Source organism: Pseudotabrizicola sp., from assembly GCF_030656345.1.
Lineage (GTDB): Bacteria > Pseudomonadota > Alphaproteobacteria > Rhodobacterales > Rhodobacteraceae > Pseudotabrizicola.
Map to the genome: position 1 here is coordinate 121607 of NZ_JAUSNR010000032.1, position 12998 is coordinate 134604.

A 12998-nucleotide genomic window follows, 5' to 3' on the forward strand; every position below is an offset into this window, starting at 1 on the left:
GCAGAGATGACCAGCCGCCCGCTTCCCATGCCCGTCTTTGCCGCCGCCGCCCTGTCGCCCGCCGCCCTGCTGGGCCATGGCGTCTGGGCCGGGGGCGGATGGCTCTGGGCCGGGGTGCTTTATATGGCGGTGCTGGTGATCGTGCTGGACCAGCTGATCCCCTATGTCGCCGGAAATGCGCCCGAAGGGGCGGAGTTTCCCGCCGCCGATGCGGTGCTGGTCGCGGTCGGGCTGGCGGGGCTGGCGCTGATGCCGCTGACGGTCTGGGCCATCACCGCAGACCATCTGCGGACGGGCGAGAAACTGCTGCTGGCCATCGGCACCGGCACCTTTCTGGGGCAGGTCGGCCACCCGGCGGCGCATGAGCTGATCCACCGCCCCGGTCGCTGGCTCTACCGGCTGGGGGTGTTGGTTTACGGCATGATGCTGCTAGGCCACCACGCCTCGGCCCACCGGCTAGTGCATCACCGGGCAGTGGCCACGCCGGATGACCCCAATTCGGCCCGCGCGGAGGAGAGTTTCTGGCGCTTTGCGCCGCGCGCGTGGATCGGTGGCTTCCGCGCGGGCAAGGCGGCGGAAGATGCGCGGCGGATACGGCGGGCGGGGCGGTTGGGGCTGCATCCCTACCTGTGGTATCTGGTCATCGGGCTTGGCAGCCTTGGCGCGGCGGCGCTGATCGGGGGGCTTCCGGGGATGCTCATCTGGCTGCTGTTGTCGGCCCATGCGCAGCTGCAGCAACTGCTGGGCGATTACGTGCAGCATTACGGGCTGAGCCGCGCCCGCCTGCCCGACGGACGGTATGAGCCGGTCAGCCCGCGCCATTCGTGGAACACGCCGCACTGGTTTTCCTCGGCCCTGATGCTGAACGCGCCGCGCCATTCCGACCACCATGCCCACCCGTCGCGCCCCTATCCGGCGCTGCGGCTGGCCGAAGACGCGCCATTGCTGCCCTGGCCGCTGCCGGTGGCCTGCGGCATGGCGATGGTGCCGCGCCTGTGGCGGCGGCGGATGCGCCCGCATCTTAAGCGCTGGCACACCCAGACCGCGCAGGAACCCGCCCAGTAACAGCGCAGTCACTGGCGTTCACGGGCGCGGCATGCAACGCTGTGCCTGTCCCTGACCGGAGGTTCCCCGATGCGCCGCCTTGCCCAAAGACTGGCCCAGACGCTCACCCTGTGCCTGACCCTGCTGCCCGGCCTGCTGGCCGCCGCAGAACCCCCGGTGCCGATGACCGGGGCCGAGTTCGAGGCCTATACCACCGGCAAGACCCTGACCTTCAGCCAGCGTGGCGAGGTCTACGGGGCCGAGCAATACCTGCCGGGCCGCAACGTCCGCTGGGCCTTCAAGGGTGACATCTGCCGCAATGGCAGCTGGTATGAACAGGCCGGGCTGATCTGCTTTGTCTACGAACACGATCCCGGCCCGCAATGCTGGAACTTCTGGCGGCAGGACGGGCGGCTGACCGGGCTGTTCATCGGCGACGGCTTCGGGTCAGAACTGTCGGAGGTCGCACAATCGCCCGACCCCCTCGCCTGTGCCGGGCCTGATCTGGGGGTTTAGGCGGGGTCTGAAATCGCGCACGGGCGCAGCCTTCAGGATACGCTCCGCGGGGAGTATTTCTGAAAGCTGCAATGAAAAGCGCTGTGGGCTTGCAGCTTTTCCAAATACTCCCCGCGGAGCGTCCGCCCGTCTGGTCAAGGGATGAGGGCACAGAACCGCCGCAACAGCAGGCTTTTCATTTTCGAACATTTTTGCGAGCAGACTGCCCAAAGTTGCCCAATCTCTTTCAACTTTAGAACAAAGACCCCTGTTCCGGCGGCTTTGTCCCGCCGCCCTTGCGCGGCGTGGCCTTTGGTGCCGGACCGCCCAATGCCAGCCGCCCGTCGTGAAACTCCACCTCCAGCGCCTGTGCCTTTTCCGCCGCCGCGCGCGAGGTGACGACCGCACCGTCACCGCGCACCACTGCATAGCCGCGCCGCAGGGTCTGGGCGTAGCCAAGCGTCTGCCGCGTGCGGTCCAGCGCGTCCAGCCGCCGTGACAGATCGCTCAGGCGCTGTGCCGGGGCGGCATCAAGGCGGGCGGAAACGCCTTGCAGAACCACGCGTTGGCCGGTGATCTTCACCCCTGCCTGCGTGACCAGCCGCGCCAGCGATGGCGCAAGGCGCGAGGCCCATTTGTCAAACTGCCCGTGCCACTGGTCGCGCCTGCGCGCGATGCGCGCCTCCAGCGTTTCGGCCCGCCGGTCCAGTGCCTCGCGCCGCCGCAGCACCAAACCGGTCAGCGCTGTGGGCGACAACCGCCCCGCCTGCCGTGCATAGACTGCACGCTTGCGGCTGACCGCCAGCGACAGCCCCCCCGCCAGCCGCCCCGTCGCCGTATCCAGCCGCTGCGCCGGGGTGGCGAGCAAAGCCTCGGGCCGGGGCAGCGCGCGCGCCAGGTCGCGCAGCCGCTGGCCGCGCAAGGCCACCCCCTGCGCCAGTGCCCGGCTCAGCCGCGCGCCCAGAGCATCGACCGCCGCCAGCAATTCCAGCCGCACCGGCACCGCCATCTCTGCCGCCGCCGTCGGCGTCGGCGCGCGCCGGTCCGCCGCATGGTCGATCAGCGTGGTATCGGTTTCATGCCCGACAGCCGAGATCAGCGGAATGGCGGATTCCGCCGCCGCCCGCACCACGATTTCCTCGTTGAAGCCCCACAGATCCTCCAAAGACCCGCCGCCCCGCGCCACGATCAGCACATCGGGGCGCGGCACCGGCCCGCCTGCCTCCAACGCGTTGAAGCCCCGGATCGCCGCAGCCACCTGCGCGGCACAGTCCTTGCCCTGCACTGCCACCGGCCAGATCAGCACATGGCAGGCAAAGCGGTCGCGCAGCCGGTGCAGGATATCGCGGATCACCGCGCCCGAGGGCGAGGTCACCACCCCGATCACCCGCGGCAGATAGGGCAGCGCCTGTTTGCGGCCAGCCTCAAACAGCCCTTCGGCCTGCAAGGCCGCCCGGCGTTTCTCCAGCATCGCCATCAGCGCGCCCGCGCCTGCCGGGGCCACATCCTCGACAATCAGCTGGTATTTCGACTGGCCCGGAAAGGTGGTCATCCTACCCGTGGCGATCACCTCCATCCCCTCTTCGGGACGGACCTGCATCTTGGCGACCTGCCCCTTCCAGGAAATCGCGGCAATCACGCTCCGGTCGTCCTTGAGGTCGAAGTACAGATGCCCCGAGGCCGGGCGCGATACCCGCCCCACCTCGCCGCGCACGCGGACAAGGCCGAATTCGCCCTCGATCACCCGTTTGACCGCGCCGGACAGCTCCGACACGGTGTATTCCGGGCTGTTGCCGGGGGGGGTGGGCGTATCGTCCAGCAGATCCATAGCGCTTGCCTCCATCAAGGCGTGACCTTATGACGCCCGGGAACGAAGGCCAAGGGGGCGCGCCCATGAACATCCTGATCCTCGGTTCCGGCGGGCGCGAACATGCCCTCGCCTGGGCGGTGAAGCAAAACCCCAAGACCGACCGGCTGATCGTGGCCCCCGGCAATGCGGGCATCGCGCAACTGGCGGAATGCGCCGATATCGACATTCTGGATGGCAGTGCCGTGGTGGCGTTCTGCGAGGCCAACGCCATCGACTTCGTGATCATCGGGCCGGAAGCCCCCCTCGCCGCCGGTGTCGCCGATGCCACCCGCGCCGCCGGGCTGCTGACCTTTGGCCCCTCGGCGCAAGCCGCGCGGCTGGAGGCATCAAAAGCCTTCACCAAGGAAATCTGCGACGCCTGCGCCGCCCCCACCGCCGCCTATGCCCGCTTTACCGAAAGCGCCCCCGCCCGCGCCTATGTGCAGACGCAAGGCGCGCCGATTGTGGTCAAGGCCGATGGTCTGGCCGCTGGCAAGGGCGTGATCGTGGCGATGAGCGTGGACGAAGCGCTGGCCGCCATCGACGACATGTTCGGCGGTGAGTTCGGGGCAGCCGGGGCAGAGGTGGTGATCGAGGAATTCATGGCCGGCGAAGAGGCCAGCTTCTTCATCCTGACCGATGGCGTCAACGCCCTGCCCATCGGCACCGCGCAAGACCACAAACGCGTGGGGGAAGGCGACACCGGCCCCAATACCGGCGGCATGGGCGCCTATTCCCCCGCCCCGGTGCTGACCGCCGCCCTGCAAGCACAGGCGATGGAGCAGATCGTGCTGCCCACCATTGCAGAGATGGCCCGGCGCGGCACGCCCTATCAGGGCGTGCTCTATGCCGGGCTGATGATTGATGGCGGCCAGTGCCGTCTGGTGGAATACAACGCCCGCTTCGGCGACCCGGAAACCCAGGTGCTGATGCTGCGGCTTGGCGCGCAGGCGCTCGATCTGCTGCTGGCCTGCGCCGAGGGGCGGCTGGATCAGGCCCGCGCCACATGGGCCGATGACCACGCCCTGACCGTGGTGATGGCCGCAAACGGATATCCCGGGGCCTATACCAAGGGCAGCGTCATCGGTGGACTCTCGGCCCTGCCCGAAACCTCGTCCCAGATGGTGTTCCACGCGGGCACCACGCTGCGCGACGGCCAGATCACCGCCTCTGGTGGCCGGGTGCTGAACGTCACCGCGCGCGGGGCGACCCTGGCCGAGGCGCAGGCCCGCGCCTATGCGATGGTGGATGCCATCGACTGGCCGGAAGGATTCTGCCGCCGCGACATCGGCTGGCGCGCGCTTTGACCGGCCCCCTGCGCCCGGTCCGGGCTGCGGATGCCTCCGGCGGGAGTATTTTTGTCAAGATGAAATCTGCGCGCCTGTGCCGTTTCATCTTGACTTAAATACTCATCTTCACCTCTGCCACACGCGCCGCGCGGCAGGGCTTGCGCCGCCCCCCGCCCCGTCCTATGACACGCCCGATTGTTTTGGGGGCCGTGGGAGGACCAATCCATGCCGCTTCTGGTGATGAAATTCGGCGGAACATCGGTGGCAGACCTGTCACGGATTGCGAATGCCGCGAAAAAGGTGCAGGCCGAGGTCGCGCGCGGCTATGACGTGATCGTCATCGTCAGCGCCATGTCGGGCGAGACCAACAAGATGGTCGGCTATGTCGAGGGCACCTCAAAGCTCTATGACGCCCGCGAATATGATGCCGTGGTGTCGAGTGGCGAGAACGTCACCGCCGGGCTGATGGCGCTGCGCCTGCAGGAAATGGATATCCCGGCCCGCAGCTGGCAGGGCTGGCAGGTGCCGATCAACACCACATCGGCGCATGGCTCGGCCCGGTTCATCGACATCCCGCGCGCCAATATCGACGCCAAGTTCGCCGAAGGCTTCAAGGTCGCCGTGGTCGCGGGCTTTCAGGGCCTCTCGGCCGAAGGCCGCATCACCACGCTGGGCCGGGGCGGGTCTGACACCACCGCCGTGGCTTTCGCCGCCGCCTTCGGGGCCGAACGCTGCGACATCTACACCGATGTCGACGGCGTCTACACCACTGACCCGCGCATCGCCTCCAAGGCCCGCAAGCTGGACCGGATCGCCTTTGAGGAAATGCTGGAACTGGCCTCGCTGGGGGCCAAGGTCCTGCAGACCCGCTCGGTCGAACTGGCGATGCGTTACAAGGTGCGGCTGCGTGTCCTGTCCTCGTTCGAGGATACGGATGAAAACTCTGGAACCCTGGTCTGCGACGAGGATGAAATCATGGAATCGAAAGTCGTCTCTGGCGTGGCCTACAGCCGCGATGAAGCGAAAATGACGCTGGTCACCGTCGAGGACCGCCCCGGTGTCGCCTCTGCCATCTTCGGCCCGCTGGCCGATGCCGGGGTGAATGTCGACATGATCGTGCAGAACATCTCGGAGAAAAACTACGGCACCCACACCGGGGCCGTGACCGACATGACCTTTTCGGTGCCGGTCAATCAGGTCGCCCGCGCGCAAAAGGCGATGGAAGAGGCCCGCGCCGCCGGGATCATCATGTATGACGAGCTGATCTCCGACACCGATGTCGCCAAGGTCTCGGTCGTCGGCATCGGCATGCGCAGCCAGGTTGGCGTCGCGGCCCGGATGTTCAAGGCACTGGCCGCCGAGAACATCAACATCAAGGTCATCGCCACGTCAGAGATCAAGATCTCGGTATTGATCGACCGCAAATATATGGAACTGGCCGTTCAGGCGCTGCACGACTGCTTCGAGCTTGACAAAGCCTGACAGCGGGGCCTGACAGGTCAGGCCCGCATCGCCCAAGCCCCCGGAAAAAATCCAGATTCCGGGGGCCACACCCCGCCCACCGCCACCTTTTGCAGCGCCGCACCCTCCGTCACCGGCAATGCCGCGCTGCGGCGTCTTTCTTCCCTCCCCATCCGGCTTTGCCTCGCCTATAGAAGAGGGCAAGACAAAGGATGCCACAATGCCGGAACGGTCAGACAGCGACAGCCGAAAACTTCTGCGCCGCCTGCGCGATGTGCTGGGCGCGCAGTCCAAAGGGCAGGAACGGCTGGACCAGATCACCCATCTGATCGCCGATTCGATGCTGACCGAGGTTTGCTCGATCTACCTGTTCCGCGACCCTGAAACGCTGGAGCTTTGCGCCACCGAAGGGCTGAAGCCCGAAGCCGTCCACCAGACCCGGATGAAGCTGGGCGAAGGTCTGGTGGGCCGGGTCGCGCGCAGCAACACGCCGGTCAACACCGCCGATGCACCGTCGGAAAAGGGCTTTCGCTACATGCCCGAAACCGGCGAAGAGATCTATTCCAGCTTTCTCGGCGTGCCGATCCAGCGGGTCGGCGAAAAGCTGGGCGTGCTGGTGGTGCAGTCCAAAACCGCCCGGCAGTTTTCCGATGACGAGATCTATGCGCTGGAAGTCGTCGCCATGGTGCTGGCAGAGATGACCGAACTCGGCGCGTTTACCTCTGATGATGACGGCATGCGCGCCCTGCACCGCCAGCCGGTGATGTTCCACGGTGCCACCGGGCAAGAGGGCGCCGCCGAAGGCCATGTCTGGCTGCACGAACCGCGCGTGGTGGTGACCAACCCGGTCGCCGATGACCCGCTGACCGAGATTGACCGCATCCGCGAGGCGGTGGGGCAGCTGCGGGTGTCGGTCGATGATCTGTTGTCGCTGCAAAGCCTCGACAAGGACCAGAAACAGGTGCTCGAAGCCTACCGGATGTTTGCCAATTCGCGCGGCTGGCTGCGCCGGATGGAGGAAGACATCCAAAGCGGGCTGTCGGCCGAGGCTGCGGTCGAAAAGGAACAATCCGCCGCCCGCGCCCGGCTGGAAACCGTGCCCGATGCCTATTTGCGCGAACGGCTGCATGATCTGGACGATCTGTCGAACCGGCTGCTCCGTATCCTGACAGGTCAGGGTGCCGATACCGGGGCGGCGATGCCGGAGAACCCGGTGCTGGTGGCGCGCAACATTGGTCCTGCGGAACTGCTGGAATATGGCCGCAAGCTGCGCGGCGTGGTGCTGGAGGATGGCTCGGTCGGCAGCCATGCCGCCATCGTCGCCCGGGCCTTGGCGATTCCGCTGGTGATCCATGCCCGCCGGGTGACATCCGAGGCGCTGAACGGCGACCATATCCTTGTCGACGGCGATCAGGGCATCGCCCATCTGCGGCCCGAAGAAACCGTGGCCCGCGCCTTCCGCGACAAGATCGCGATGCAGACCCAGGCGCAGCAGCGCTACGCCTCGCTGCGCGACCTGCCCGCGCTGACCCGCTGCGGCACCACCATCGCGCTGCACATGAATGCGGGGCTGATGGCCGATCTGCCCAGCCTTGACGGCTCGGGGGCCGATGGCGTCGGGCTGTTCCGCACCGAGTTGCAGTTTCTGGTGCGCAACAAGATGCCGCGCCGTGCTGAGTTGGCCACACTCTACGCGCGCGTGATGGATGCGGCCAAAGGCAAGCGCGTGGCGTTCCGCACGCTCGATATCGGGTCAGACAAGGTGCTGCCCTATATGAAGCCCAATGATGAGCCCAACCCGGCGATGGGCTGGCGCGCCATCCGGGTGGGTCTGGACAAACCCGGCGTGCTGCGCATGCAGATACAGGCGCTGTTGCGCGCCACCAACGGCCGGCCGCTGACAGTGATGTTCCCTTTCGTGTCGGAATTCTCGGAATTCCAGCACGCCCGCGCCCATGTGCTGCGCGAGGTGCACCGCGAACGCTCGCTCGGCCATGTGGTGCCGGATCAGCTGGAAATCGGGGCCATGCTGGAAACCCCCAGCCTCGCCTTCGCGCCGGATGCGTTTTTCCAGCTCACCGATTTTGTCTCCATCGGCGGCAATGATCTCAAGCAGTTCTTCTTCGCCGCCGACCGCGAAAACGAACGGGTGCGCCGCCGCTATGACATGCTCAACCTGTCTTTCCTTGGCTTTATCGAGCAGATCATTGCCCGCTGCGCCGCCACCGGCACGCCACTGTCCTTCTGCGGCGAAGATGCCGGCCGCCCGGTCGAGGCACTGGCGCTCGCCGCCCTCGGTCTGCGCAACCTGTCGATGCGCCCTGCCTCGATCGGCCCGGTCAAAGCCCTGCTGCGTCGCGCCGATCTGGCCCAGATCCGCCGCGTGATCGACACCGCTCGCGCAAACGGCGAAGACAGCGCCCGCCCCACGTTGATGGAGTTCCTGTCCACGCTCAGCGACTGATCCTGCCCGACCAAGCCTGCCAAGGTCCCTCGCCATTTTCAGTCCTGAAATATCCGCGCCGGAGGCAACGTCGCGGGCCGGTAGGCCGCAGGCCAGAGGCGCGCTTGAAAACCGCGCGGCGCAGCCGCTCCTTCAGATCCCCGCCCGCAACCGCGGTGCCGCAACAGCTTCGCGGAAATCGGCCAGCACCTGCTCGGCCCCGTGGGTCTGCGACAGGCGCAGCAGGGCAAAGCGCACCCGGGCGATCTCGGAGTAATAGTTCAGAAACGCCGCATTCACCGCCGCGCCGGTGACCGCCCCGATCAGCGGTATCGCCTGTGCTGCCAGCTTTTGCCCCAAAGCCGTCGCCAGCTTGGGCGCGACACTGGCAATCACCTTCTGCACCGCAGGCCCGGTCAGCGTCAGCCGGGCCGAAACGAAACTGGTGTTGATCCCGTCATCTTCCGCCAGCGGACTGCCCGCGCCGAACACCCGGATACATTCCGCCCGCACCACAGGATCATCAGGGTCGAACCCCTCGGCCCGTGCCGCCTGCCTTATTGCATGCAGGATCACCGTCACCGTCACCGGCAGTTCTGCCAGCGCGGTGGGCAAGCCACCCGCCCCGCCCGCAGCCCCTGTGGCCATGGCGGCAAACAGCGGCCCGCGGGTCCCGGTGTCGGGCAGCCGGTCGCCCTGCCCGGCCACCGCCATGGCCGCCGACAGAGCCTGCGCCACCACCCGCTCAATCTGGGTGCGATAGACCTGCGGCACCAGCGCCATCTGCCGCTCCAGCGTGCCGCCCAGCCGGTTGACCATGGCCATCACCGGCCCATTGGCGCGCTTGTGCCGGGCGGCCAGCGCCCGGATTTCCGGGGAAAGATCCCCGGGTGGCACAATGGTCGACAGATCGGCGGGCAAGGGTTTCATACCTGATGATATGGGGGCAATCCGCCGCCGCGCAATGGCCTATCCGCGCGGCTCAGGTGGCTTTTGTCACCGCCCCCGTCACGCCGTCCCAGGCCCCGGCCTTCAGCGCCAGCCCCAGCACCCGGTCGGGGTTGGTCGGCGGCGGCATCACCACGCCCTCCAGCCGCCGGAACCCGAAGCGCCCGTAATAGGGCGCGTCCCCCACCAGCAGCACCCGCTCCCAGCCCAGACGACGCGCCTCGGCCACGCTTTCGTTGATCAGCAATGCCCCCAGCCCTTCACCCTGCCGGGTCGGGTGCACCGCAATCGGCCCCAGCAGCAGCACATCCTGCCCGCCCACCAGTGCGGGCCAATAGCGGATCACCGCCGCCAGCGTGCCGTCGGCATCGCGCAGGGTCAGGCACAGCGCCGCCACCGTCGGCACCCCGTCGCGTAAGCGGTAGGACGACAGCGCCGTGCGCCCGGGGGCAAAGCACAGATCATACAGCGCCTCGACCTCCCACCAGTCGTCCTCGGTCTCTTCCTCCAGCCTGTACACCCGGATTGCTCCCCGCTTAAACACCTGCAACCACGGGCGATTCCCTGCTCCAGCCCCAGACGGGGCCGCGACAAAGCCGCGTGACAAGTGCGCGTAACATGCGTTTATGTCAGGTTCAAATACCTGTTCCCAGAAGTCTGCTTTTCCCCCGATCCCCGCCGAAAGGACCGCGTGCCGATGTTCTACCGCCCCGAAGATGGTCACGGCCTGCCGCACAACCCGTTCAACGCCATCGTCACCCCCCGGCCCATCGGCTGGATCTCCTCCACCGGGTCACAGGGTGACAATCTGGCCCCCTATTCCTTCTTCAACGCCGTGGCCTATGTGCCGCCGCAGGTGATGTTCGCCAGCACCGGGGCCAAGGACAGCTTGCACAACATCCGCGAAACCGGCGTCTTTGCCGCCAACATCACCGCCGCCGACCAGTTGCAGGCGATGAGCGAAACCTCCGCCGCCCTGCCCCCCGGCACCGATGAGTTCACGGCCGCCGGGGTGGCAAAAGCCGCCTGCACCACCATCCCCTGCCCCCGCGTGGCAAATGCCCCCGCCACGCTGGAATGTGTCGTGACCCAGATCATCGCGCTGAAGGGCCGCAATAACTTTCTGATATTGGGCGAGGTCACCGGCATCCACCTGCGCGATGACTGCATGGTCGATGGCCGCTTCGACCCCGGCCGCTATCACCCGCTGGCCCGGATGGGCTACCGCGACTATGCCATCGTCACCGAGGTTTTCGAACACCTGCGCCCCGGCGACTGACGCTGCGGGCCTGCACGCACCGCTTCCCAAGTCGGTAGGGCGGGGGCCTCCCCGCCTGCCCGGCCAAGGCCCGCGTCCCAGATCCGCTCACGCAAGCACTCAACCCGCAGAGGAGTCTTGCGTGCAAGGCTGTTACATTGGCAGGATAGACGGCAGAGAAAATCAACCAACCCATGAGGCTGCCGATGCCCCCCCTGTCCCGCCGCCAGTTCCTGCTGACCTCCACCGCTGGCAGCCTTGTGCTGCTGCACCCCTTTGCCGCGCATGCGCAGGCCGGTCAGGCCCATCTGCGGATTCTGGCCACCACCGATCTGCACTGCCATGTGCAACCCTATGATTACTATGCCGACAAACCCAATGACACCATGGGTCTGGCCCGTACCGCCAGCCTGATCGCTGCCGTCCGGGCCGAGGCTGGCAACAGCATCACCGTCGACAATGGTGATTACATGCAGGGCAACCCGATGGCCGATTTCATCGCCTATGCGCGCGGCATGAAAGACGGCGATCTGCACCCGGTCATCGCCGGCATGAACGCGCTTGGCTTTGATGCGGGCACGCTGGGCAACCATGAATTCAACTACGGCCTGCCCTTCCTTGATCTGGTCAACGCCCGCGCCGATTTCCCGGTGCTTTGCGCCAACGTCGCCAGGACCCTTGGCGCCTCGCCGCGCGAAGATGACCTTTACGCCCCGCCTTACGTGATCCTCGACCGGGAACTCACCGATGGCAGCGGCGCTGCACTGCCGATCCGCATCGGGTTGATCGGCTTTGTCCCGCCGCAGATTTTGCAATGGGACCGCAGCCATCTCGACGGCAAGGTTCAGACCCGGGATATCGTGCAGGCCGCGCAAGCCTGGGTGCCGCAGATGCGCGAAGACGGGGCCGATATCGTCATCGCCCTGTGCCATTCCGGCATCGACGCAGGCCCTTATGCCGAGGGGATGGAGAATGCCGCCCTGCATCTGGCCGGGGTCGATGGCATCGACGCGCTGGTGACCGGCCACCACCACCGCCAGTTCCCCGGCAGTGATTTTGAAGGCGACGGCATCGACAACGCCAAAGGCACCCTGCGCGGCAAACCCGCTGTGATGCCCGGCTTCTGGGGCAGCCATATGGGGTTGATCGACCTGATGCTGACCCATGACGGCGGCACATGGTCGGTCGCCGCCCACGAATCCACCCTGCGCCCGATTTACGAGCGGCTCGAAGACCGCTCCATCAAACCCCTCGCCGATGACTTCGCCCCCGCGATTGCGGCCACCGCCCAGACCCATGCCGATACCCTTGAGTATGTGCGGGCCGAGGTCGGCCAGACCTCTGCCCCGCTGCACAGCTATTTCGCGCTGGTCGCCGATGACCCGTCGGTGCAGATCGTCAGTCTGGCGCAGATGTGGTACGTTTCCCAGCTGCTGCAAGGCACCGAACACGAAGGCCTGCCGATCCTCTCCGCCGCCGCGCCGTTCAAGGCGGGCGGGCGCGGCGGGCCGGAGTATTACACCGATGTCGCAGTCGGTCCGGTCGCCATCAAGAACGTGGCCGACCTTTATCTCTACCCCAACACCCTGCAAGCTGTGCGGATCACCGGCGCGCAGCTGAAAGACTGGCTGGAACGCAGCGCCGGGATCTTCAACCAGATCACCCCCGGCGAGGCCGACCAGCCGCTGATCAACCCGGCCTTCCCCAGCTATAATTTCGATGTGATCGACGGCGTGACCTATCAGATCGACCTGACCCAGCCGTCCAGATATGACAGCGACGGTGCCTTGGTGGATGACACCGCCAACCGCATCATCAACCTGATGTGGGACGGCGCGCCGGTTGAGCCCGCTGCCGAATTCATCGTCGCCACCAACAACTACCGCGCCGGCGGCGGCGGCAGCTTCCCCGGCACGGGGGCAAGCACCACCATCCTGCAAGCGCCCGACACCAACCGCGACGTGATCGTGCGCTATATCGTCGATCAGGGCACCATCAGCCCGGCAGCAGATGCAAACTGGAGCTTTGCCCCCGCAGGCGGCGCCACCGTGATCTTCGACACCGGCCCCAAAGCCGCAACCTACCTGCCCGAGATACAGGCCCGCGGGTTGATGATCGACCCCGCAGGGGACGGCGACGACGGCTTCGCCCGCTTTCGGATCACGCTGTAGCCGCGCAACCCGGCGGGGTGCCCAACAGGGCTACCGGCAG

Annotated in this window: 10 protein-coding genes; 7 read left to right on the plus strand and 3 right to left on the minus strand. The window is 66.7% G+C overall.

The genetic code is table 11. The features are described from left to right. The first annotated feature begins 6 nt into the window (after nucleotides 1-6). Complete coding sequence (locus Q7J44_RS18455; RefSeq protein WP_304882434.1) at nucleotides 7-1065, plus strand: alkane 1-monooxygenase; 1059 nt, start codon at nucleotides 7-9, stop codon at nucleotides 1063-1065. A gap of 162 nt (nucleotides 1066-1227) precedes the next feature. Then, entirely contained in the window at nucleotides 1228-1560 is a 333-nt protein-coding gene (locus Q7J44_RS18460) for a hypothetical protein (protein ID WP_304882579.1), read from the plus strand. Nucleotides 1561-1792: 232 nt separating this feature from the next. On the opposite strand, the gene xseA is transcribed toward Q7J44_RS18460, so the two are convergent. After that, a complete protein-coding gene (gene xseA, locus Q7J44_RS18465) occupies nucleotides 1793-3367 on the minus strand; it encodes an exodeoxyribonuclease VII large subunit (protein WP_304882435.1) in 1575 nt (524 codons plus the stop codon). 65 nt (nucleotides 3368-3432) lie between these two features. Between xseA and purD the strand changes: the two genes are divergently transcribed. The 3 genes from purD to ptsP all read left to right on the plus strand — a co-directional run bounded on the left by purD (nucleotide 3433) and on the right by ptsP (nucleotide 8602). After that, nucleotides 3433-4695: a phosphoribosylamine--glycine ligase gene (purD, locus tag Q7J44_RS18470; protein ID WP_304882437.1), complete on the plus strand. Its 1263-nt coding sequence runs from the start codon at nucleotides 3433-3435 to the stop codon at nucleotides 4693-4695. Between the two features lie 207 nt (nucleotides 4696-4902). Further along, entirely contained in the window at nucleotides 4903-6159 is a 1257-nt protein-coding gene (locus Q7J44_RS18475) for an aspartate kinase (protein WP_304882439.1), read from the plus strand. A gap of 199 nt (nucleotides 6160-6358) precedes the next feature. Beyond that, entirely contained in the window at nucleotides 6359-8602 is a 2244-nt protein-coding gene (gene ptsP / locus Q7J44_RS18480) for a phosphoenolpyruvate--protein phosphotransferase (protein ID WP_304882441.1), read from the plus strand. 132 nt (nucleotides 8603-8734) lie between these two features. On the opposite strand, the gene Q7J44_RS18485 is transcribed toward ptsP, so the two are convergent. Next, the gene (locus tag Q7J44_RS18485; protein ID WP_304882442.1) at nucleotides 8735-9511 is read right to left on the minus strand and encodes an EcsC family protein; all 777 of its coding nucleotides are present in this window, start codon (nucleotides 9509-9511) and stop codon (nucleotides 8735-8737) included. Nucleotides 9512-9563: 52 nt separating this feature from the next. Next, nucleotides 9564-10049, minus strand: coding sequence for a GNAT family N-acetyltransferase (locus tag Q7J44_RS18490; protein ID WP_304882444.1), 486 nt, complete (start codon nucleotides 10047-10049; stop codon nucleotides 9564-9566). Nucleotides 10050-10226: 177 nt separating this feature from the next. Between Q7J44_RS18490 and Q7J44_RS18495 the strand changes: the two genes are divergently transcribed. Together Q7J44_RS18495 and Q7J44_RS18500 are read left to right on the plus strand one after the other, a co-directional pair. Beyond that, nucleotides 10227-10808 carry a flavin reductase family protein gene (locus Q7J44_RS18495; RefSeq protein WP_304882446.1) on the plus strand — a complete coding sequence of 194 codons (582 nt, stop codon included), beginning with the start codon at nucleotides 10227-10229 and terminating at the stop codon, nucleotides 10806-10808. 185 nt (nucleotides 10809-10993) lie between these two features. Then, nucleotides 10994-12958, plus strand: coding sequence for a bifunctional 2',3'-cyclic-nucleotide 2'-phosphodiesterase/3'-nucleotidase (locus tag Q7J44_RS18500; RefSeq protein ID WP_304882447.1), 1965 nt, complete (start codon nucleotides 10994-10996; stop codon nucleotides 12956-12958). The last annotated feature ends 40 nt before the right edge of the window (nucleotides 12959-12998 follow it).

What these genes read in the sequence shown, in the direction of transcription:
- Q7J44_RS18455 (WP_304882434.1), top strand. Translation starts at nt 7, where the DNA reads ATGACCAGCCGCCCGCTTCCCATGCCCGTCTTTGCCGCCGCCGCCCTG.
- xseA (WP_304882435.1), bottom strand. Translation starts at nt 3,367, where the DNA reads ATGGATCTGCTGGACGATACGCCCACCCCCCCCGGCAACAGCCCGGAA.
- Q7J44_RS18485 (WP_304882442.1), bottom strand. Translation starts at nt 9,511, where the DNA reads ATGAAACCCTTGCCCGCCGATCTGTCGACCATTGTGCCACCCGGGGAT.
- ptsP (WP_304882441.1), top strand. Translation starts at nt 6,359, where the DNA reads ATGCCGGAACGGTCAGACAGCGACAGCCGAAAACTTCTGCGCCGCCTG.
- purD (WP_304882437.1), top strand. Translation starts at nt 3,433, where the DNA reads ATGAACATCCTGATCCTCGGTTCCGGCGGGCGCGAACATGCCCTCGCC.
- Q7J44_RS18460 (WP_304882579.1), top strand. Translation starts at nt 1,228, where the DNA reads ATGACCGGGGCCGAGTTCGAGGCCTATACCACCGGCAAGACCCTGACC.
- Q7J44_RS18500 (WP_304882447.1), top strand. Translation starts at nt 10,994, where the DNA reads ATGCCCCCCCTGTCCCGCCGCCAGTTCCTGCTGACCTCCACCGCTGGC.
- Q7J44_RS18475 (WP_304882439.1), top strand. Translation starts at nt 4,903, where the DNA reads ATGCCGCTTCTGGTGATGAAATTCGGCGGAACATCGGTGGCAGACCTG.
- Q7J44_RS18495 (WP_304882446.1), top strand. Translation starts at nt 10,227, where the DNA reads ATGTTCTACCGCCCCGAAGATGGTCACGGCCTGCCGCACAACCCGTTC.